The sequence below is a fragment of the Ammoniphilus sp. YIM 78166 genome, assembly GCF_004522215.1.
In the GTDB taxonomy this organism is placed as follows: domain Bacteria; phylum Bacillota; class Bacilli; order Aneurinibacillales; family RAOX-1; genus YIM-78166.
The window spans coordinates 722,727-742,736 of the sequence record NZ_SDLR01000001.1 but is presented as its reverse complement, the minus strand read 5'-3'; the positions used below and the strand labels follow the sequence as shown (position 1 = coordinate 742,736).

The 20,010-nt window shown below is 44.9% G+C and carries 22 protein-coding genes; 8 read left to right on the top strand and 14 right to left on the bottom strand.

Annotation, left to right across the window (positions count from 1 at the left end; genetic code table 11):
• Positions 1-5 precede the first annotated feature (5 nt).
• Positions 6-614 carry a 3-isopropylmalate dehydratase small subunit gene (gene leuD / locus EIZ58_RS03650; protein ID WP_134699152.1) on the top strand — a complete coding sequence of 203 codons (609 nt, stop codon included), beginning with the start codon at positions 6-8 and terminating at the stop codon, positions 612-614.
• Positions 615-651: 37 nt separating this feature from the next.
• Here the strand turns inward: leuD and EIZ58_RS03645 are convergent, their stop codons facing one another.
• Positions 652-876 carry a hypothetical protein gene (locus tag EIZ58_RS03645; protein WP_134699151.1) on the bottom strand — a complete coding sequence of 75 codons (225 nt, stop codon included), beginning with the start codon at positions 874-876 and terminating at the stop codon, positions 652-654.
• Positions 877-978: 102 nt separating this feature from the next.
• On the opposite strand from EIZ58_RS03645, the gene EIZ58_RS03640 reads away from it, so the two are divergent.
• Complete coding sequence (locus EIZ58_RS03640; RefSeq protein ID WP_134699150.1) at positions 979-1,509, top strand: GNAT family N-acetyltransferase; 531 nt, start codon at positions 979-981, stop codon at positions 1,507-1,509.
• 5 nt (positions 1,510-1,514) lie between these two features.
• On the opposite strand, the gene EIZ58_RS03635 is transcribed toward EIZ58_RS03640, so the two are convergent.
• Together EIZ58_RS03635 and EIZ58_RS03630 are read right to left on the bottom strand one after the other, a co-directional pair.
• Positions 1,515-2,531: an FUSC family protein gene (locus EIZ58_RS03635; RefSeq protein ID WP_134699149.1), complete on the bottom strand. Its 1,017-nt coding sequence runs from the start codon at positions 2,529-2,531 to the stop codon at positions 1,515-1,517.
• Between the two features lie 11 nt (positions 2,532-2,542).
• On the bottom strand, positions 2,543-3,784 hold the full coding sequence (locus EIZ58_RS03630; RefSeq protein ID WP_134699148.1) for a M16 family metallopeptidase: 1,242 nt from the start codon (positions 3,782-3,784) through the stop codon (positions 2,543-2,545).
• A 267-nt stretch (positions 3,785-4,051) separates the two neighbouring features.
• On the opposite strand from EIZ58_RS03630, the gene EIZ58_RS03625 reads away from it, so the two are divergent.
• Entirely contained in the window at positions 4,052-5,548 is a 1,497-nt protein-coding gene (locus EIZ58_RS03625; protein WP_134699147.1) for a sodium-dependent transporter, read from the top strand.
• Complete coding sequence (locus EIZ58_RS03620) at positions 5,549-5,647, top strand: methionine/alanine import family NSS transporter small subunit (RefSeq protein ID WP_134699146.1); 99 nt, start codon at positions 5,549-5,551, stop codon at positions 5,645-5,647. It begins immediately after the preceding gene.
• A gap of 27 nt (positions 5,648-5,674) precedes the next feature.
• Here EIZ58_RS03620 and EIZ58_RS03615 read toward each other — a convergent pair whose 3' ends face one another.
• Together EIZ58_RS03615 and EIZ58_RS03610 are read right to left on the bottom strand one after the other, a co-directional pair.
• The gene (locus EIZ58_RS03615; RefSeq protein WP_134699145.1) at positions 5,675-6,433 is read right to left on the bottom strand and encodes an N-acetylglucosaminidase; all 759 of its coding nucleotides are present in this window, start codon (positions 6,431-6,433) and stop codon (positions 5,675-5,677) included.
• Between the two features lie 69 nt (positions 6,434-6,502).
• Positions 6,503-7,447, bottom strand: a complete 945-nt coding sequence (locus EIZ58_RS03610) for a hypothetical protein (protein WP_134699144.1) — start codon at positions 7,445-7,447, stop codon at positions 6,503-6,505.
• A 182-nt stretch (positions 7,448-7,629) separates the two neighbouring features.
• On the opposite strand from EIZ58_RS03610, the gene EIZ58_RS03605 reads away from it, so the two are divergent.
• A complete protein-coding gene (locus EIZ58_RS03605) occupies positions 7,630-7,818 on the top strand; it encodes a hypothetical protein (RefSeq protein WP_134699143.1) in 189 nt (62 codons plus the stop codon).
• Positions 7,819-7,848: 30 nt separating this feature from the next.
• Here EIZ58_RS03605 and EIZ58_RS03600 read toward each other — a convergent pair whose 3' ends face one another.
• Both EIZ58_RS03600 and EIZ58_RS03595 read right to left on the bottom strand, forming a co-directional pair.
• Positions 7,849-8,658 (bottom strand): YitT family protein, encoded by an 810-nt coding sequence (locus tag EIZ58_RS03600; RefSeq protein WP_134699142.1) that lies wholly within the window; start codon positions 8,656-8,658, stop codon positions 7,849-7,851.
• A 106-nt stretch (positions 8,659-8,764) separates the two neighbouring features.
• Complete coding sequence (locus EIZ58_RS03595; protein ID WP_134699141.1) at positions 8,765-9,010, bottom strand: hypothetical protein; 246 nt, start codon at positions 9,008-9,010, stop codon at positions 8,765-8,767.
• Between the two features lie 146 nt (positions 9,011-9,156).
• On the opposite strand from EIZ58_RS03595, the gene EIZ58_RS03590 reads away from it, so the two are divergent.
• Entirely contained in the window at positions 9,157-9,630 is a 474-nt protein-coding gene (locus tag EIZ58_RS03590) for a DUF6932 family protein (RefSeq protein ID WP_167577470.1), read from the top strand.
• Between the two features lie 15 nt (positions 9,631-9,645).
• The gene (locus tag EIZ58_RS03585; RefSeq protein ID WP_134699139.1) at positions 9,646-10,686 is read left to right on the top strand and encodes a hypothetical protein; all 1,041 of its coding nucleotides are present in this window, start codon (positions 9,646-9,648) and stop codon (positions 10,684-10,686) included.
• A gap of 35 nt (positions 10,687-10,721) precedes the next feature.
• On the opposite strand, the gene EIZ58_RS03580 is transcribed toward EIZ58_RS03585, so the two are convergent.
• The 3 genes from EIZ58_RS03580 to EIZ58_RS03570 all read right to left on the bottom strand — a co-directional run bounded on the left by EIZ58_RS03580 (position 10,722) and on the right by EIZ58_RS03570 (position 16,134).
• Positions 10,722-11,714 (bottom strand): HRDC domain-containing protein, encoded by a 993-nt coding sequence (locus EIZ58_RS03580; protein WP_134699138.1) that lies wholly within the window; start codon positions 11,712-11,714, stop codon positions 10,722-10,724.
• A 152-nt stretch (positions 11,715-11,866) separates the two neighbouring features.
• Positions 11,867-14,899 carry an ATP-binding protein gene (locus EIZ58_RS03575; protein ID WP_134699137.1) on the bottom strand — a complete coding sequence of 1,011 codons (3,033 nt, stop codon included), beginning with the start codon at positions 14,897-14,899 and terminating at the stop codon, positions 11,867-11,869.
• Positions 14,896-16,134, bottom strand: a complete 1,239-nt coding sequence (locus tag EIZ58_RS03570) for a metallophosphoesterase family protein (RefSeq protein ID WP_167577469.1) — start codon at positions 16,132-16,134, stop codon at positions 14,896-14,898. The genes EIZ58_RS03575 and EIZ58_RS03570 overlap by 4 nt, the downstream gene beginning before the upstream one ends.
• Before the next feature lie 137 nt (positions 16,135-16,271).
• Between EIZ58_RS03570 and EIZ58_RS03565 the strand changes: the two genes are divergently transcribed.
• Positions 16,272-16,475, top strand: a complete 204-nt coding sequence (locus EIZ58_RS03565) for a cold-inducible protein YdjO-related protein (protein WP_134699135.1) — start codon at positions 16,272-16,274, stop codon at positions 16,473-16,475.
• Between the two features lie 28 nt (positions 16,476-16,503).
• On the opposite strand, the gene EIZ58_RS03560 is transcribed toward EIZ58_RS03565, so the two are convergent.
• From EIZ58_RS03560 to EIZ58_RS03545, 4 genes are read right to left on the bottom strand one after another with little or no spacing between them, the layout of a single operon-like run.
• Positions 16,504-17,169, bottom strand: a complete 666-nt coding sequence (locus EIZ58_RS03560) for an ATP-binding protein (RefSeq protein WP_205672103.1) — start codon at positions 17,167-17,169, stop codon at positions 16,504-16,506.
• 14 nt (positions 17,170-17,183) lie between these two features.
• Positions 17,184-17,423 carry a hypothetical protein gene (locus EIZ58_RS03555; protein ID WP_134699134.1) on the bottom strand — a complete coding sequence of 80 codons (240 nt, stop codon included), beginning with the start codon at positions 17,421-17,423 and terminating at the stop codon, positions 17,184-17,186.
• Positions 17,424-17,437: 14 nt separating this feature from the next.
• On the bottom strand, positions 17,438-19,021 hold the full coding sequence (locus tag EIZ58_RS03550; protein WP_134699133.1) for an AAA family ATPase: 1,584 nt from the start codon (positions 19,019-19,021) through the stop codon (positions 17,438-17,440).
• A complete protein-coding gene (locus tag EIZ58_RS03545; protein WP_205672102.1) occupies positions 19,018-20,004 on the bottom strand; it encodes a metallophosphoesterase family protein in 987 nt (328 codons plus the stop codon). The genes EIZ58_RS03550 and EIZ58_RS03545 overlap by 4 nt, the downstream gene beginning before the upstream one ends.
• Between the last annotated feature and the right edge of the window lie 6 nt (positions 20,005-20,010).

Genomic DNA, 20,010 nt, shown 5'->3' with positions numbered 1-20,010 from the left:
GTACAATGGAACCGTTCAAAACATTAACCAGTGTAGTTTCCCCGCTTGACCGGGTCAATGTCGATACTGATGCAATTATTCCTAAGCAATTTTTAAAGCGAATTGAACGTTCTGGATTCGGGCAATTCTTGTTTTTCGAATGGCGTTTTGACGAACAAGAACAGGTCAATCCTGAATTTGAATTAAATAAACCACGTTATCAAGGAAGCAATATCCTCATTGCAAGAGCGAACTTCGGGTGCGGTTCATCCCGTGAGCATGCTCCATGGGCTCTATTGGATTATGGCTTTAAGGTCATCATCGCCCCATCTTTCGCGGATATTTTCTTCAACAACTGCTTCAAGAATGGGATCTTGCCTATTCAGCTTTCTGAAGAGCAGGTTGAAGAGCTATTCCAAAAAACGCAAAACAAAGAAGGCTATAGCCTAACGGTTAACCTAGAGGCTCAAACGATTTCAGACAACGAAGGCTTGGAATTCTCCTTTGACGTTGATCCTTTCCGCAGAGAATTCCTGCTAAAGGGCTTAGACGACATTGGCTTATCGTTAGAGCACGAGGACAAGATCAGCCAATATGAGGCAAGTTATCCTTCTTATTACTTGATTAAAGAATAGGTAAAGAAAAGCCCGTTGCATGCCAAGCATGCCGGGCTTATTTCTTTTTCTTCACTTTATTTTCCTGGACTGGAGTTCCTCTGGTTAGATGACACGGTACACCATAGCCTATGGCCCCCGGTTTAGACATTTTGTCGATATATTCGAGACCTCTGCGGCATTGTTGGGTACAATGGATACAGGTATCAACAGGTACCATCTTGAGGTAATGCTTCATGTTATCCTGAACTGATACTGGAGCTTTTTTCTTTTTTGGCGCCATCGGCTTTTATCCGCCTCCCCTATTCATCTACTGCACGATATGACGAATAAAAACAAGGGGTGTTAGGCATGTACCCGATTTTTCTAAAAGGAGTGTTTGCTTATGCTTCGTAGCCTTCAGGAAGGCGATGACGAGCTCCTATACAAGCTATTCGAGCCAGATAAAGGAGCAACCCCATTTCTCGATCTGCCTCTAGGCTCGAGGGAAACATTCAGCCGCTGGCTAAACGAGATCCAAGCAAGTGAATTTCTTGGCTTCTGCCTAGCACACGTCATTGAGGCTTCAGAAAAAAACGTGGCCGGTTTGATCCTGCTCACCTCCATCGATCTGGAAGCAAAATCAGCAGAAATGGGAACCTGGATCGGTTCCGCTTATCGTGGCACCGGGCTAAACGAAAAAGCCAAGCGTTGCCTATTACAAATCGCTTTTGAAGAGCTTGAGCTGCTACAGATTCATTTGTGGGTCGCCGAGAACAACTCACGCGCAAGAAAAGCCTTAGAAAAGCTTCCTTTTGTCCGTTTGGCAGATCAAGCATCCTACAGCCAAGAAAAAAAACATAGACAGTTTCTTTTCGGACAAGCTTTTCTTGTCTATGAGATTGAAAAAAAGAGATGGCAGCTTTACTCGTCATGAGTAAGCTACCATCTCCACTTCCAAGCCAGCCAGCGATTTTCTTCTGTAAGCAAGGAAATCTTGTTTTCCTTACTTACGTAACGATTATATCTTCGCAGTCGCTTCTCCATCCTCCCCAAAGCAGCCAAGATCTCGATATAGCTTTGTTCTATGGAGGAATCTGGATTCCGCAAATAAATTTCCTTCCACCAGGCCAAGTCAATACCATAGCCCTGAGGTAAATGAGTATGTGCCATGACAGCTAGCACATACTCATAGAGTCCCTTAATTTGCTCCTGGCTTTTACTTCGGTCTTCTTCTGTCCAGCTTATTCGGCTATAGTGCTCAGTAACCAATAGAAAATCGCTCAGGAGCTCATTTTTACTTGATTCAATATGGAGCCCTTTATAGTAGCCTTTTGGATGCACTTCACTCTTGGACTGCTCTCTCATCCATTGTTCAAATTGATGGGTTCGCTGAATCACGTCTTTGAGTCCATTCATTTCTTTTAAATGAAAGACCCCATCCGCTTGCCACTTGCTAATGTACACAATAAGCAGCTTCAGAGCTTGCTCGTAATGCCGACGCAGATGCGTCACGTACTTCGGTGGCAGCAAGGTAACATTAATGACTCCTGAAACCACAACACCAACGAAGGTAATCAGAAATCGATTCCAGGCATAGAACAAGAAATCCTCGGTCGGTGCCTCCATAATAAAGATAACCGTCACGATACTTAAAGGGATACTATCCTTCCATTTAAACAAGTTTGTAATCGTGATGACAACAATGATGGCAAGGGCTACCGTGTAAAGATGAACCCCAAAAAACATGGCAATTACCACGCCAATGAATGCCCCTGCCATATTCGCCTGAATTTGTTCTACCGCGTATCTCATGGAGCGTTTATTGGTAGGCTGAATCGAGAGGGCAGCGGCTACCGCGGCAAAAACCGCTGGTTCTAAGCCTAGTAAATTCGCGATAAATAGCGACGCCATCACCGAGATCGCTGTCTTAATAGTCCTTCGGCCAAAGGCATACATAGATTGGGATACTACCTCCTGGCTGACTTCCTACGCGGAAGTAAAGCCGCTAGAATATAATGATTCGTATCTAAGATTCGCTTGGCTACACGCTGGACATCCTCCGCGGTGATCTCTTGGAGTCGCTTGAGTTCTTCCTCCGGATCTACAAGCAGTCCTCTTACGGCCATGGAACCCATATAGGAATTGTAAGCACCTGCTCCTTCAAGCTCCATAATTCTTGAACCTTCCATGCTATTGCGAGCGACCACGAGCTCCTCTTCGCTCACGAGCTCGTTCTTCATTCGTTCCCATTCCTCTAATATGATCGATTCGACTTCACCCATTTTTCGATGATCTAAACCGACACTGACCATAAAGCAGCCTTCTCCTAGCCAAGCATCATGGTTCGTATCTACCGCATAGGCAAGCCCATTATCCTCGCGAATCCGTTGATATAGTCGCGAGATTTCATTGCCTCCAAGAATCGCATTCATCACTTGTATCGCCAAGCGATCCGGGTCCTCAAGACCAGGGGCAGGTACACCGAGAAGCATTTGTGCTTGATCGACCTCGCGGTGGTAGCGGACCGCTTGCTTTTTGGGCTGGACACTACTCTTCACCGGCATTGGCGTGGCGGTCCGAGGTATTTTGCCTAGGTTCTGCTCGAGTATAGGTAGAATGTCTGTAGGCTCCACTCGGCCCGCTATCGAAACGGTGAAGGTCGTATCGAAATACCACTGTTTATAAAATCCTTCCACATCAGCGCGCGTGATCTTCTGTACACTTGATTTGGTACCAAGAATCGGGTCGCCGAATGGATGATCCTGATAGAGAGTTTCCATAAAACGATCCATCAGAAACTCGGTAGGAATATCGTTGTACATGTCGATCTCCTCAAGGATAATCGAGCGCTCTTTCTCGATATCTTCTTCAGGAAACTGGGGATCTGTGTACAGGTCAAGCAAAATGTCCAAGGCTGCTTCCATCTGCCTGTAGGGGACGTCTAGCGTATACGTGGTCGTATCTCGCTCTGTGAAGGCATTCAGATAGCCGCCAATCTTCAAGGTGTCTATAGAAATTTGTTTATATCCTCTTTTTTTCGTTCCACGAAACATCATATGTTCTACAAAATGGGCGAGCCCCTTTTTCCCCACAGGATCATATTGGGAGCCTACCCCGACCAAAAGATCGATACAGACCTTAAAACTCGTAGGAATCGGTTTAATCAGCACCCGAATCCCGTTGGATAGGTAGTATGTTTGAAAACTCATCGTTTTCTCCTCTCTATATAGCTTTTTCTATATTAAAAGAAACAGGCTGATACTTCAATGAGCAAATTGTGCTGTAAATAAATTCAACTTTACAAGTGCAAAGATGAATTGTAATATATTTTCTTGTGGAAACCCTTAGTCATCAACGAAATTCAGACAATTATTACTTTACAAATAAAATAATAGGTGCTATGATTCATCTACTTTTTAAATCACGCCTTTAATTTTTCCAACATTCAGACGCACACAATCAAGGAGGAACGCAACATGAACAATGAACAATGGGGAACCCGAGCAGGCTTCATTTTAGCTGCTGTCGGTTCAGCTATCGGACTCGGGAATATCTGGAGATTTCCCTATGTCGCTTATGAAAATGGAGGAGGAGCTTTTCTAGTCCCCTATTTATTCGCACTTCTCACAGCTGGGATTCCTATTTTAATCCTCGAATTTGGAATCGGGAAAAAGGGGGGCGGATCCGCTCCTTTAAGCTGGAGAAATCTAAATCAAAAATGGGAATGGATGGGTTGGTTCCAAGTCTTGATCTCGTTTGTAATCATCACCTACTATTCCGTCATCATTGCCTGGGCTTTAAGCTACACGAAGTTAAGTCTTAACCTAGAATGGGGAGACGATACAAAAGGATTCTTATTTGGCGACTTCCTAGGGGTCACAGATGGCGTGTGGAATATGGGAGGATTACAAACTCACCTGATTCTACCGCTAGTCATTGTTTGGTCCATCGTGTTCATTACCTTGTATAAGGGAATTAAAAGCGGGATTGAAAGAGTCAGTAAATTCGTCATGCCTCTTCTCATCTTCCTATTCCTGATCATCACCTTCCGTGGCCTTTCCCTAGAAGGAGCTGCCATGGGACTGAATCACTTCTTTACCCCAGACTGGTCTAAGGTTTGGCATTACAAAACATGGATTGCTGCCTATGGACAAATCTTTTTTAGCTTAAGTATTGGTTACGCAATTATGATTACTTATGCCAGCTACCTTCCGAAAAAGAGTGATGTGAATAACAGCGCCTTTATTACCGCCCTTGGAAACTCAGGCTTCGAGCTTCTCGCGGGAATCACCGTCTTTAGCATCCTGGGCTTCATGGCATTCGAGAATAACGTTAATATTAGTGAAGTTGCTGCCGGTGGAATTGGACTTGCCTTTGTCGTTTTCCCGAAAGTGATTAACACGCTTCCTGCCTTTAATAATCTTTTTGGCTTCCTATTCTTTGGATGCCTCGTATTGGCGGGTATCACATCAGCGATTTCGATTATGGAAGTTGTGGTTGCAGCCATCCGTGATAAGTTTAACCTTACCCGAGAAAGAGCCGTGGTTTGGGTAACAGCCGTCTCCTTCAGTGTAAGCCTGTTGTATGCGACGGGAGCTGGATTGTATTTCTTAGATATCGTCGATCACTTTATCAATAGCTTTGGCATCTTGCTTTCCGGACTCATTCAATTAATTCTGTTTGGATGGTTCTACAAGCTTAGAGATATTCGTGAAGCTGGAAATGCGACCTCGGATTTCCGCATCGGTGCTTGGTGGGAAATCATCCTTAAATTTATTACACCATCGATTTTGTTATTTATCTATGCTCAGAACTTGATCGGAGCCTTTAGAGAACCATATGAAGACTATCCAATCAGTGCACTTCTCACCCTTGGTGCAGGTAGCGTACTTTTAGTAATGGCAATAGCCTGGTTCTTTACTAGACTAAGCTGGAAGCATTCCAAGTCGTTAAACAAGAAAGGGGTAGCTTAAATGACAGGGACCGCAATGCTTATGTTTGGGTTGAGTGCAGTACTTATCTGGGGCGGCCTTGCTGTTTCCTTGGCTATTGCCCTCCGAAGAAAATCTTAAGACTGTTGGCTAAGAGCCTTTACGCTCTTAGCCTTTTTTGTATTCTGTCGCCTTGTTTGCCAGGCCGGTCATTACCTTAGCAATTCCGCGCTGCCAATTTTCATCTGTTGCATAACGCACATTCATCCCCTTCAAGTGTGGGCCATTAAAAAAACGCCCATTTGGATTAAGATAATGCTCCTGTACATACTTGGCTACCACATCTATGCCTTCTTCCTTACTGCGAAAACCTTTCGCACTATGATAAGGGCTTTTATCGTAGGCAGCGAAACCAAAAAGATTGTTTTTCTCTTTTGAAATCCTTGATTTTCCCCACCCACTCTCCCAAGCGGCGTGTGCGATTAAGTAGTAAGCATTGACCTGGTAGCGCTCCTCCGTTTCGACGAATGCCTTACCTAAACCTTCCAGGCCTGTCCCCTCTAGCAGGGCATCGGCTGTTTCCTTGTCTAAACCGGAAGGTTTACGTAAATCAAGTCGAGTCACATCTGTTGTCCTTACTTCCTTAACAAATTCACGATGGATCTCCTCCGATTCCTTTATCGTTTGATAAAGGATAGAAGCGGTCGTATTATCTAACGACTGTTTTTCCTCTCTTGCCTCCTCTATAGGATCAGGCGTGATGACCGGTTCCTCTATAGTCATGACCTTTAACGCTGGTTGTTCAACGAACTCTTCGGAATCGTCATACGGACTAGCTTGTCCGAGTACAGCGAAATAGGGGTTTTGTATGAAAATGACAAAGGTCAATAGTGCAGTCATAAGTGTAACTAGGCTTTTCTGGTGCATGCTTGGTATCTCCCCTCTGTGTAAAAATGTGGAATATTATTCTATATTCACAGAGGAGAGATTTTATCCCTATAAATTTGGACTAGCTTGATCTCGTCCAGAACTTTGCGCACTGGGGAAGAAGGATAGCATATTGGATACTTCCCTGCTGCCTAGAATATTGGGATTTAAGTCACTTCGGGTAAGAAGACTTAGCCTTTGTTGATCCAGCTCTTTTCTTACCGTCTTCTCTTCTTTTCTTGGCAAAAAGGATATGATAAATTGATTTTCTCCCCCTTCTCCTTGAAAAGGTCGAGCAAGCTTAGCGATGAATCGTTGCGGTGCCGCAATCCGGACATAGGTTTCAAAATGACAATCATTTAACTTGCGGATGGTTCCCTGCGATAACCAGGGTACATCCTGTATGGTTACATTCTTCATGGGAAGGAGCTTCTCCATCCACAGAGTAATATAATAGAGCAACACACGGATCCACCCCGCTGCTTCTACTTTGCCCCTTCCCATACGTATGCCTTGCTCCATTTTGCTTTTTATTAGATTAGGCTTATAATGATTCCACATGACCGTTGGAATGGGTCTTATGCAGAAGCTGACCCTAGCAGCTTCTCCTGACTTTAATGAAAGAGATTGCGGCAGGAGGGTAGATTGATGAGTAGGAAGCGCAAATAAATTGTCGAAAGCCAGTTTTAGCTCGCATATCGTCGAATCTGTCGGAACGGCTAATGTCCCCGGCTCCGCCTGCGTAAAATTCACCTCAAGCTTATTCGACCTTTTTCTATCTTTTCTAAACCATTTGGCCAAATAAGGGGTTATTTCAGGGGGAGCGGAAAAATAAACCTCCCACTGCTGATCGCGTCTGTACAGCACATCAACCCAAACCCCATTTTTCCTTTGCTCCCGAAGCATACCTTGGACGGAAAAATAATGATGCAATCTCCTCCAGAAGCGTTGCTGATCCTCTAGGGCAAGAAGAGACTTGGTCTCCACCTTATGCGTACTCCATTGTTGACTCATGATCCTCGCCACCTCCTTTACCAATGGTTATGCTAAAGATGGGCAAATAATGTAATAGATTAATTCCATCGAACTATGCTATAATAAGGCATGAATTTTAGATTACTGTGAGATGCATGACAGGCAACACCATTCGTTCTGATCGATTGCTTACCCATTACGATTAGAAAGGTTGATGTCAGATGGAAACGCTGAAGCTTTCAGAAATCGTTTTATCTGTAAGGCCTGAATTGTATCGATTACTAACCGAGCAGGAACTCGACCTTCCTATTGTTCTTAAGCACGGGTTAGGATCAATTCAAGCGGAGGATATCCTCCAAATTATTGAAGCAAGCATTTTATATGGAAAAGAAAACGACGTCCTTCACTAGACGTCGTTTTTTAGTGTTCTTATGTAGTTTTTAATCCCTTCGAAAGGACCCCATGACTTCCACCGTTTGCGTGATATTAACAAAAGCATTGGGATCGCTCTTCCTAATGATGGCTTTAACCTCAGATAATTCATACCGGGATATGACGACAAACAGAATTTTTCTTCTTTCTTTGGTGTAAGCTCCTTCACCTTCTACAACGGTTATCCCCCGATGCAACTCCGATAAAAGGCTTCCCTTTACTGAATCGCCTTGATCCGTCACAATCATAAGGGTTAATTTAATATGACGCGTATGAATCGTATCAATCACACGTCCTGTTGCGTAGATGGATAGCATGGTGTAAAGAGCCTCTTCCCAACTAAATACGAATCCTGCAATAAACACCACTATCGCATTCATTCCAAAGATGACAACCCCGAGAGGAAAGTCCTTATTAAGGGTCAACAACAGTCCAATAATATCGAATCCCCCGGTAGACCCACGGAATCGGAAAATTAATCCAATCCCTATCCCTGCAATAACCCCGCCAAAAACGGAGGAAAGAAGCAAGTCATCGGTGAATGCCTTCTGTGGAATATATTGCATAGCAATCGAGGTAACCGCGACTGAAAAAATACTGTAAGCTACAAATTTCTTACCGAGCTTAAGATAGCCAGCGACGAAGATCGGAACATTGAGCGCAAAAATCGTCATTCCGGTATTTAACGGTGTAACCAGGCCTATCATCATCGCAATCCCTGAGATTCCGCCGCTTAAGATCTTATTGGGCAGAAGAAAGCTGTTAAACGCAAATGCAATGAGAATGGAAGATAAAAAGACAATTATTAATCTGTGCATATAGAATCACCCTGCATTACATCATCATTGTCTAGCTATCTTGCCCATAAAAAAGGCCATCAATGCTCTGAAAAAAGCATTCATGGCCTTACCTATTTAATGAGTTTTAGGATGTGGCTTGTTTAAAGGAACTGACAAAACCATTCACCGTCTGATAACGTTCCACTAGGCTGGAGTAATAGATCTCAATTTCCATCCCTTCAAGGACAAACGTAAAACGAATATCGCCAGGCTTCTCAAAACGATCATAGTCAAACTCTACGGGTTCATGGCAACCAAACTGTTGAGCTAGCTCTTCTGCAATTTCTGAAGCTAAATCGTAGGCGTTGGTATACTCTCTGATCAACTTCACTTTTATAGCCCCCCCTTCAAGTCCTATGAATTTGTTTTTTCTTAAGCTATGCGTGACCTTAAAGAAATAGAACGGAGCGTCCGCCTGCATAAATCTCCCTCATTTTGGGAAAATAAGCATACGAAAAAAAGGAAGGGGAAATCATGGTGGAGCCATTCGATAGTAGCGGATCGATTCTGCCTGGTCTTCATTCTTATACCTACCAGGAATTCGTCCAGCAATTTGTGCTCGACTTTCCCGATTCCAAAACACGCGAAGAGATCTTCACACTTTCTTTTTTATGGTTAGCAGAAGTAAAACGTCAACTCACTCCTGCTGAGGTTTGGTTTAGCGGGGCATTTATCACGGGAAATCTACACCCCCATAAGCTTGAGATGTGTGTGTTCCTGCCCAAAGATCAATGTCAGGAGTCTTCTTTACAAGATTGCATAAGATTGCAGCAGATTACCGAGCGTTATAAGATTCATACCTACTTCGGCCTCTTGCCCAATGAATCCGAAGCCTGGAATACCATTATAGGACCCTACTATTGGACCGAGCAATTCGGCTTTAATACTCAACATATCCCTACAGGAATCGTTGTCATGTCGTGGAACGAAATTCTCAAGGCCTTAATATGAAAGCAGGTGAACCCTTTGAGTGATGAGCTCCTAGCTATTCATAGGAAAATCAAAAGTACGGAAGAGGAATTAAAAAAGCTAAAAAAGCAATTAAGTCCGAACTCAACGGAGTACATCTTCTCTTCCGCTGTGCTGGTGAAGCGACTGCTTGAGTTTAAAGAGCAAGAACGAGAGCTGGAAGCCAGCTTGTCGGAGGATGTGATTGGGGATCTTCCTATTGACACTCTTGTGCCGGATGAGCCTGAGGAAGTCGTTCCCCCTACCGGGCATCAGGAACCGGTGAATGAAAAACTGCGGCTCATTCTCTCAGGGAAAGATATTGGTAGAGGATCTATTCCTATTCGTACTTTATCCTCGATCCTGCATAGCCTACAGTCCATAACCGATCAGATTGCCTACTCCATCCAGCGTGGTCCCTTGCAAACGGATTACATACCGGCCCATGTCTTACGGCAGTCTGATCTCACTATCAAGCATACTTTTCCAGGTTCCTTTGGACTAGAGCTGGTGCCTGCAGTCGATCATGCATCTCAAACGGATCAACCCTTGCTTTCACAATCCTTCCATCAGCTTTTTGACTTGTTTAGCTCCAGTCAAGATGCCAATGAGCTGCTCGAGCAAGCAGCCGCCATCGGTCCGAGAACCTTGAATCTGTACCGGAAGTGGATGAATTTTATGGTGGAGCAAGAAGTATCAATGGCCTTTGAGTGGGAACGTCCCAGTCAGGAGGCTTATCGCTTTACAGCAAATCAGGATGAAATCACCTCCATCCTAAAAGCTATTGATTCTATCCGAATAGATCGGACGGAGGAGCTAGAATCCATCGGTTCATTCGTAGGCATGAATCTTCGTGAAAATACATTTGAAATCTTAGAGCAAGAGACAAATACCGTAATCAAAGGACGGGCACGACGCGACATGCTACTAAGAAACCGGGGTTTTCTGGGTGACATGTCGAAGCTTAAGCTAGCTAAGTGTTCAGCTCAAAATCTAGCTACTGGCAAGAATCTTGTTCTCTGGCATCTTATTGAAATGAAACCTTTAACAACCGGATGATGGATCGCTCATCCGGTTGTTTAAGTAACTTTACTCTATGAAGCCGATTTAAGCTGTACAAGCGCGCAGATTAAGCGAATTTGGTTATACTTCTCCCCTCTTTCCTTGGATGCCAGCCCTTTTCCATCCCCGTATAACTGCTCAAATATCGGCTTCAACCTGCTACTTCCGACCATAGATACCACCGATTCAATTCGAGATGACTCTTGTATTTTACTCACTTCGCTCTCTAAGTAAGGAAGAAGGTCATATCCTTCTTTAGAAAGATCCAGGATTTTTTTCATAAGCTGAGCGATATTTAAGGAGAGCTTCTGAGCTAATGGCTCTATGGATACATGCTGGTGGATCGCTTCTAATAAAGCCGTTTTCTCCATACGTTCTTGTTCTTGGCGATGCTGTCGTTTCTCTTCCTTTGCTACTTTTTCTTCTAGAAGCCACACGGCAAGTTCTTCAGGCAATACTTTATCATTTACCCAATCAAGAGGAAAAGGGTAAAGCTGCGGAGCCTTCTGGGTAATCTCGAGTATACCTGGTCCATATAGTTGGGCTTTATTGCTGCCAATGCCGGGAATTTGAACAAGTTCGTCCTGATGATGGGGAGTTACCGTAGAGAGTATGGACAATAGCTTGTCTGTGGCAATAAAGTAAGGAGGAATCTGAGCCTTAGAAGCGGCATGTCTTCTCCATTTTCTTAGCTCTTGAAATATCTCATCATTCATATTCCTATGTGAAAAACATTCGAGCTTCCTAATGAATTGGTAAGATGTAGGGATGGCTGAGAGGGTTAGGTTGAGTAGTGTACTATCGGGGGTGAAGCCTTCTTTTGCTTTTTCGACTTGTAGAGCTTCTACCGCTTGCCATGCTTTTTCTTTTTCCGGGCCGGTATAGTAGATCAGTGTTTCTTCTACTTCCTCAGCAATGCTTGTCCATTGAGTTTCATAGTTCCCATCGCGATGAAAAACAATGATCTTCCCTTTGTCACCTTGGGGTTGTGAAAGGGAAAGTAAATAATAAAGATGGTTAATCATACATTCATCTCCCTATTAATAAGTTGCCAAGCTGTAAACCATCGTTCATGCTAGTCCGTCATTGATCACCTCCATCTTGTCCTTCATCATATATTATACTAACAATTCCACAGTTTTCCTAGAAAAAAATAAGGAGGAAAATAGTCCCCTCCTTATCTTGATAGTTCCATCTTACTCAAGCTCAAATAACGATGATGAGGTATTCTCTGCTTGACCCGCTCAACGACATGCTCATGGCAAGAAAACAAAAAAGTTTGCTGCTTCTGACTCACATCCGCAAGCCTTTCAATGGCTTGATCCGTTCTCCCTTGATCAAAATTAACGAAAATATCATCCAGAATGATTGGGAGCATTTCAGGACCTGCACATTCCTCAATTAGCGCAAATCTCAAGCATAAAAACAGCTGCTCACGTGTTCCTCTGCTTAAAAAGGAAGGATCTAGCCGCATACCATTATTCGTCTCAACCATTAATTTGGGCTCTCCTAGAGGTGAAAACACTCGTTGGTAACGTCCGTTTGTCATCTGTTTAAAATAAGCCGTGGCTCTTTGCAATACTCCTGGTTGACGCTCTAATTCGTAGGCCTCTTTAATCTTCTTTACGATCAGGAGAGCCATTCGTGAAGTCGTCCATTGCTTGGAAGCCTCTTCTAGTTCGGTAAGAATTTCTTGTTTTTCCTGATGGAGTGCCGTTAAGCTTGTACCAGTTTCTATTCGCTTGATTTTCTGCTTGCATTGACCTCTCTCATCAATGAGCTGCTGCAGCTCTTGCTGACGCTTCTCGAGATCAGCTAACCCATTGTCAAACTTAAGCTCCGCCTCTTCCTTTTCACATGTAGAGAGCAGATGAATAAGCTCCTCGTTTGCCGATGCATGTAAAGCTTGTGTGAGTTGTCTAGCTTCCTCTTCGCACTTTCGTCTTTCCTCAAAGAGTATCGCTAGTTTTCGAAACTCCTCAACTTCCTCCGCATGGGCTAATTGCAGCAACCGCTGAAGCTCATCCTGCCATTTTCTCCGCAATCCTTCTTTTTTCCTTAGATCCTGTAGGTGTTCTTGGACTTTGTTTTCTAGCGATTTCCTTTCTTTTACCCGTTCGTAGCTCTCCAATAATTTACCATATAGCAACTGGATTGGAGCCCAGGGCTGATCTGGGTTAGAATCGATCTGGAGTGCATGGCAAATGCGCTCTACAGCCTCAGTAAATCTATGAATCTCCAGTTCAAGAGCTTCGTATGTTTCTACTCGTTCTTGAAACTGAAGCAGCACTTCTTTCGCCTTCTCCGTGATATGTAAAACTTCTAGCACTCCTTCAGGGCTTAGCCCAAGAGGCAACTCGAAATCCACCAGCTGCTTATTCCATTCTTCCCATTCTCGTTCATAAAGGAAAGTAACTTCTTGTGCTTTCTGATGAATCTTTTGGATATCTCGAGTGATGAAGGTGAGCTGCTCTTCCTTGAAACGTATCTTCTCAAGGTATCGGAGATGCTCTTCATGCTTCATTCTCATCTGCCGTATATATAACGAAATGGCATCCAGCGACTTTTCTCCTTTAAAGGATTGGTCAGCTATTGTTGCTACCTGCTGCTCTTTCTCGCTAATTCTAGCATCCAGTTCTCCCAAGCTCTGTTGAGATTCCTTTTCGCCTTTTTTCGTGGAGAGCCAGATGACGAGAAATACAGCTGCTAAGGCAGGCACGAAGAACCAGGAGGGCTCAAACATAACCGCCCAGACGCCACTTATAGCCAGCCCTAGCAACAATATAAGCCCTTTGGCTGTAACGCTCGTATTTTTGTTTTTCTTCGCCGCATTTCTCCCTTGATTTATCCTTGCTCTTTGTTCATAGTCGTTCTGGAGAGCGATATGAATCGCTTGAAGCTTTAGAAATTCTTGTTCGAGTTGTTCTAAGGGAGGTAGGGTTGCCGTTGGCGCCTTGGCTCTCGCGAGCTCACATTGATGGCGCAGCTCACTAGCTTCCTCTTCTTTTTGGATTTTCATCTGATGAATTGATTTTTGGTTGGAAGCCAGATCTTGCAGAAGTTGGCGTTGCTCTCTTATCCATTCCCTGCGGCGTATGGACCCGTCGAAGGAAGCTAGCTTTTCTCGGTTCCAATCATCACCAAGCTGAGTTAAATAGCGGTCAATCGTACGTGCGAGGAGATCACGCTCTCCTCGTAAGGCATCTAGCTGTTCCTTTTTTTCTTGGAAGCGAGGAGCCTGTCTCCATAGCATCATTATTTCATCACCATGATGAATCAAAGCTTCATCTACGAAAAGGTGGTTCATCCGGCCAGTCTGTTCGTTCATTGCTTCTTTTAGATCTTCTATCTCAGCTTCTAAACGAAACAGCTCTTGCTCCATCTGTTGAAGTCTTGCAAGTCCTTGTTCTGGAAAAGTAAGATTCTCAGGAAACGCACGTAATTGGGACTCCTTGGCCTTCAGCTCTTGCTGCAACGGATATAATTCCTTTACTCTTTCCCATTTTTTAACCTGTTGCTGAAGAGATCCCATCTCCTCTTGCAAATAGGAGATTCGCAGTTCTAAGTCCTCTCTCATGTCTAATAACCGATTATAGGCCTCATTTTCTTGCTGACCGTCACGAAGCTGCCGATCGATAGCTTCCAATTGGTTCAAGAGCTGATTAATGATAGGCTGAGTCCCTTTGGGTTTAAAAAGCTTTTCTGTTTCCTCCACCCAATTTCTCTCCCATTGCTGAAGAGATACCCCCGTACCGGAGTTATATAGAAAATGGGCCACATCTTCTTGATTTAAGCTGTTCAGGTGGGAGAGCTCAGTAAGGCCAAAGGAATACACCTGAGCATAGAATTGCGGGGAAATGCCCCCTAACAAGCGCGCTAACCATTCTTCCCCCTTCTCTTCTCCATTCGGGAGAAACACGCGAACAATTCCCTGAGATTTTTTATGGCCAAGCCTCTCAATGCGAATCTCTTGTCCATTTGAATCGAGCAACGTCAGCATTCCACCAAACTTTCCGCCTCCGAACGGCTCATAACGAAGCTCGGGATTCCTGCGGCTGTCAAAGCCAAACAGCATGGCTCTCAAAAAAGCCAAAAGGGTGCTTTTTCCTGCTTCATTGTGACCGTCTACAAGATTAAGACCAGGACCAAAGGCGGCGGAATAGTCTTGATATTTGCCAAAACCGTAAATATGGACGGAGGTAATGATCATTTCCAATTCCCTCCTTTATCCGTAGCGCTCAGCATCCGTTCAAATTCTCTCACCCATTCTTTTTCGGACGCGTTAATTCCCGTCAACCACTTGCTTCCAAGCCGGTGTTCAAGCACGAGAGGAGCTTGAGCATCTTGTAACAATTCTCTCGCAAGGGAGGAGTCCTGCTTCAGGCGATTGACCCAGTCTGCCATCTCGAGCAAAAAGGGATCTTCGATATGCAATTGAGGCGAGACAACGCCAATCGATTGGGTCCACAAAAAAGGTTCACTGACCTCGCGATATCTTAAGAGTAGATCTTCCATGACACTTTGTTTTTTAAGAACTGAAGACAGCCACTCATTCTCAACCAGGGTTACGCGAGTAATGACGGATCCCCCTCCCGCATGCTGCATACAATCATTCATGTGCTCATCTAGCAAGCTGATTAGTTGCTGCTCCGTGTGACAACCGCTAGCATCAATCCGGAGGTCAAACCAGCGAACCTTGTCCAATGGCTTAAAGTGAAGCGAAGGGAGTCCATTCTCTACTCGGACTAGATAACACCCCTTCTCCCCTGTTTCCTTGAAACTTCGTCCCTGCGTGTTTCCAGGATATACAATGACCGGGTTGGCCTGCTTCAGCACATTCCGCGCATGGATATGCCCAAGAGCCCAATAATCCATTCCTGCTTTATTCAAATCTTCGATCGAACAAGGAGCGTAGTTGCCATGTGCACTTACACTGCCCACATTCGTATGAAGTATGCCGATGGCAAAGACATCATGAGTTTCTCTGCGAAATAAAGGAGCAAGGTTCTCCTGCACGTGACTCGTAGCATAGCTAATGCCATAAATCCGTGCTTGCTCCCGTCCAGCCTTCATAAAGGGAACGGACTCCACTCGATCCCCTTCAAATATATGTACTCCCTCAGGCCAATCAAGACGTGCCCGGTACCCATCTAGAGGGTCATGATTGCCATGAATCACATAGCTGGAGATGCCTTGAGAGGATAGTCGTGCCAAACCATCACGAAACCTTAACTGAGCGCGCAAACTTCGGTCGGCTGAATTAAAGATATCCCCGGACAGCACTAAAAAGTCAACGCGTTCATCGATGCAAAATTGAATGAGCTCATCGTAAGCTTGGAAGGTGGACTCATGGATCCGTTCTCGCAATGGTGGCGGCAGTTGGCTTAATCCGACAAAGGGCGTATCCAGATGAAGATCTGCTGCGTGGACAAAAGTAAAATCCATTATGCTCCTCCTTACCGGAATGTATGTTCTTATTTTAGTCGACGAATCCATCCTTGTAAAGTAATCCCGCAAATAAAACGGATATTTTTTCCGATTCAGGAAAGACTAAGCAAAGCAAAGACGAAGGAGGAATCATTTTGTTCTTTAATCGCAAAAAGGAACCAGATCCCGTCGAGGAAATCGAAACGGAAATATGGAAATGTGCGGTCGATACTTGTTCCGGATGGGCTCGCAAAGAGTTTTTCTTTTCGGATGATCCTCTCTGTCCCTTTTGTGAAGAGCAGATGGTCAGTGAATTAAGGATGCTGCCTGTTCTTTTTGATCGCATGCCTAATCAGTGAAATGCAAAAGGAGGGCTTAAAGCCCTCCCTAATACCATTGACCTCGATCTCGGAGCGTAAGAACACTTACCCCCTGTTGTAAAACCGCCTGATAGGCTTGATCGCCGGATTCCGCTAAGTAGTTATTATGCGTGACCAGGATCACTTGACGTTTGGTTTTTTGAGTTACGCCTTTTAAAAATTGGGCCAACATCATCCCATACTCTTCCGATACATGCTTGCCAGGCTCGTCGAGCATGAGCGGGCCATCAATTTTGTGTCTCCCTGATTCCATAAGGGCAATCCGCAAGGCGAGGGAGACGATATCGACTACCCCCCCACCCCTCGCATCTTGGGGTTTGGTTTCCACCATGACCCCATCATAGTTTGAGACCACATAAAACTCTGCATCGGGCCGATTGTTTTTTTCAGAAAGGATGACTCGAAACGCAATATTATCCATATGAAAAACAAATTGCAGCGCACCGGTTACCCATGCTTCAATATTTTGCCTTGCCTGCTCACGGGCAAATGATGCAGCTTCCTGAAGCAAGTAGCGAGCCTTCGTATAGTTTTCTATCTCTACCTGAAGCTGTTCAAGCTTTTCCTGCCATTGCCGCTTTTCTTGAAGCAAATGCTCCTGCTGGCCTCTTCTGCGCTCATATAGTTGGCGGAAGCGGGCTGCCCTTTCCTGTAATTGAGATTCTGTGTCCATATTCCTACCCCCAACTACTTAATGAGATCATAAGGAATAAGACTTTCGATCTCTTTTAGCAAACGTTCTTTCTCCGCCTGCAATTTCGTGATTTCTTCCTCGAGCCGATCAGGATCTACGCCCAATTTGCGAATTTCCTCCAGCAATTCTTTTTCTTGCTGCTCAAGAATTTCCTTACGACTTAAGGCCCTTGTTCTTAGCTCTTTTCCTTTTTCTATGGCTATCTTTAGCTTATTTAATTGCTCTTGGCTCATTGATTGATTCCTCCCTAGCTTATCTCCGAAACTATTCTCTCCACGGTATGCTGTTCAATCTCCCCTAAGCAGATCGGACATCGCCCCAGCGTCTTGAGCTGTTCATAATACTGCTTGGCCCAGCCTTCTAGCAGGGCATCTGTTTCCTGAATCTCCACATTCAGTTTCTGACTTTCCTCGCGCATCGCATATAGCCGTGCATGGTGAGTGAGCAGCTCATTTATTTTCCGCTCATACGCCATCGCTTTCTCCCATGTCCCGCCCGCGTGTTCTAGGGCTTCACTTTCCAACAGGTATAAATCTACTTGGCGAAGCTGACGACTCAGTTCCTGCTTCTTGATCGAATAACCCTGCAGACGATCGGCATGCCTCTCATGATCCTCCCAGGTTTGCCATAGTGCTTGAGCCTTCTCGAGATGCTCCGTCTTCCGTACTACGAGTCCTATTTTGCGAGAAACATCCTGATATTCCAAAGATTTCTGATGGAGGGCAACCAATTTCTGTTCCTGCTTGTCCACCTCAAGTACCTGGTGATAAGTCTGATCAGCCTGTGTAAGATGACAAGTCCCTTCCAACACCCTCGTAATCTCGAGAGATTCTTTTTTTAGTGCTGTCTCGGTCTGCTTTAGCTTTTGCATCGCCTGTTCTTGATTCTGTAAGCTCAATGCCTGCTCAAGCTTCCCCTCTGCCTCTGGAAGTTGTACGGTTTGCATGATCCAGCGACGAGCAGCTTCCAGCGATTTTTCGATCTCACGCTGTTGTCCTTGCATCAGCTCTAACTGATTCACTGCACGCTCTACGACTTCAGCCCTCTGCCACTTTGCGGCAGCTAGATCCAGGGTCTCCAGTTTTTTTAAGAAGTCCTCTGCTGTGAGAAGTTTTTTAACGATCTCTTTTCTCATCTCTTGTTTATCTCGAAGCCACTGGCTGCGTGCATCAAGGTCTTGAACCTGCTTTAGCTTTTGCTCCACCTGAACCAGGTCCTTTTCCCATTGGTCCAGATCTTCATAAAGCTGAAGCTGTTCTTCTCGCTTTTCTATTTCCGCTAGAATTCTCCGCTCTTCCATTTGTTTGCTGTTCAATTCGCTGCTTGTCGTTTTGTGGGCATAGTCCAAAATATGGACCCCATTAATACGGCCTATCGCTTTAGCTTTAATCGAGCCGTTGCTTTCTAGGAGAAAGGGGGAATCTAGCTGCATTCCGATGTTAATTGGTACTTGATGGTCCTCATCCATCTTTAACAAGCGCACTCCCGTTGCTTCCATTACTTCCTCCGGTACCGTATGCCCGAAGCCCTCGTAGACCTGCTCTTCCATTCCTGGAACAGCTACGGCATAACGATTTCTGGAGGATGTACGTTCTCGGCTCACAATAGTTCCATCATTCATTACAAGGGTCACTTTGGCTTTATTGGAACCTACCCGGATAAAGTCATTGCCCTTAGGCTCATTGTATAAGACCCATCGGATCGCCCGCAGTACTGCTGTTTTCCCTTGGTCACTCGGCCCTACAATAACGTTGAAGCCTTCTACCAATTCGAGCTCAGTTAACCGGTGAGATTGAAAATCTTCAATAATGACACGCTGGATCCATTTCATGATTCGCTAGCCTCCAATCGTTCCTGGGCTTGTGCAATCTTATCCATCACTAGATCGCGGACCGGAGCGGTGATCCCTTCTCGGTTGGCCAGCTGTTCAATAATGTCATGGATATTTGCATACTGGAATTGGCCTGCCTGCTTGATTTCATCCACTATCGCATTCAGCTTCTGCTCTCGATAAATGGCTTCTTCACCCTTGCTTCGATCCAATACCTCATCTCCTTTAGGAGCGGATTGGAGAGGAATTTTGCGATACTTCAGTTTGGCATTTTCAATTTCAATCAGTACCATCTGAGGACGTCGAGCCATCTCAGCTGGATGATTGCTTAACCTGACAAAGCCACCGGGATTCAAGAAAATCTTCCCATCCCTTTCTGTATCGCGAAATCCTAGGTGGTTATGTCCGCATAAGGTCATATCCGCTTCGGTTCCCACGATTTGATCGATGATGGTATGGGCTACGCCTTCAATAAATCTTCGATCCATCAGCATGCCATGAACCATATGGATGGCGATATCGGCATTTTCCTTCGTTATGCAATAATCAAGCGTAGGATCCCGGCGATCTAGGTCCACGTGGAAATGCTGGCCCGTGAGCTGTACGCGCGTGCCTTCCTTTTCAACATAAATCCGCTCACCGGGATGGATGATTCGAATAATGCCTAATCGATTAGCCAGCCCGAGCATGGTTCGGTCTAGCGTCTGCGGATTGTGAGCAAACACATCATGGTTGCCGATAATTCCGTATAACGGACAATTTAATCGTGTGAAAATCGAGAGAAACTCTCCAACCACAGAAGGAGACGGCGAGGGCACGTCAAACACATCCCCTCCGTGCAACACCGCATCGACCTTAAACTGATTGGCTAGGTCCACCGCTTCATTCAGCTTTCTCTTCAGCGTGTCTGGAAAATGATCCAGTCGATTGGCTGGAGATGTTCCCCTGATATGGGTATCCGTCAGGTATAAAAAACGTATCACTTTTCC

Bases quoted from the DNA above. Each gene is read 5' to 3' on its own strand.
- EIZ58_RS03600 (WP_134699142.1), bottom strand. From the start codon at position 8,658: ATGCACAGATTAATAATTGTCTTTTTATCTTCCATTCTCATTGCATTT.
- EIZ58_RS03605 (WP_134699143.1), top strand. From the start codon at position 7,630: ATGGAAACGCTGAAGCTTTCAGAAATCGTTTTATCTGTAAGGCCTGAA.
- EIZ58_RS03555 (WP_134699134.1), bottom strand. From the start codon at position 17,423: ATGAGCCAAGAGCAATTAAATAAGCTAAAGATAGCCATAGAAAAAGGA.
- EIZ58_RS03550 (WP_134699133.1), bottom strand. From the start codon at position 19,021: ATGAAATGGATCCAGCGTGTCATTATTGAAGATTTTCAATCTCACCGG.
- EIZ58_RS03625 (WP_134699147.1), top strand. From the start codon at position 4,052: ATGAACAATGAACAATGGGGAACCCGAGCAGGCTTCATTTTAGCTGCT.
- EIZ58_RS03560 (WP_205672103.1), bottom strand. From the start codon at position 17,169: ATGGACACAGAATCTCAATTACAGGAAAGGGCAGCCCGCTTCCGCCAA.
- EIZ58_RS03620 (WP_134699146.1), top strand. From the start codon at position 5,549: ATGACAGGGACCGCAATGCTTATGTTTGGGTTGAGTGCAGTACTTATC.
- leuD (WP_134699152.1), top strand. From the start codon at position 6: ATGGAACCGTTCAAAACATTAACCAGTGTAGTTTCCCCGCTTGACCGG.
- EIZ58_RS03610 (WP_134699144.1), bottom strand. From the start codon at position 7,447: ATGAGTCAACAATGGAGTACGCATAAGGTGGAGACCAAGTCTCTTCTT.
- EIZ58_RS03575 (WP_134699137.1), bottom strand. From the start codon at position 14,899: ATGATCATTACCTCCGTCCATATTTACGGTTTTGGCAAATATCAAGAC.
- EIZ58_RS03580 (WP_134699138.1), bottom strand. From the start codon at position 11,714: ATGATTAACCATCTTTATTATTTACTTTCCCTTTCACAACCCCAAGGT.
- EIZ58_RS03630 (WP_134699148.1), bottom strand. From the start codon at position 3,784: ATGAGTTTTCAAACATACTACCTATCCAACGGGATTCGGGTGCTGATT.
- EIZ58_RS03570 (WP_167577469.1), bottom strand. From the start codon at position 16,134: ATGGATTTTACTTTTGTCCACGCAGCAGATCTTCATCTGGATACGCCC.
- EIZ58_RS03640 (WP_134699150.1), top strand. From the start codon at position 979: ATGCTTCGTAGCCTTCAGGAAGGCGATGACGAGCTCCTATACAAGCTA.
- EIZ58_RS03645 (WP_134699151.1), bottom strand. From the start codon at position 876: ATGGCGCCAAAAAAGAAAAAAGCTCCAGTATCAGTTCAGGATAACATG.
- EIZ58_RS03615 (WP_134699145.1), bottom strand. From the start codon at position 6,433: ATGCACCAGAAAAGCCTAGTTACACTTATGACTGCACTATTGACCTTT.
- EIZ58_RS03635 (WP_134699149.1), bottom strand. From the start codon at position 2,531: ATGTATGCCTTTGGCCGAAGGACTATTAAGACAGCGATCTCGGTGATG.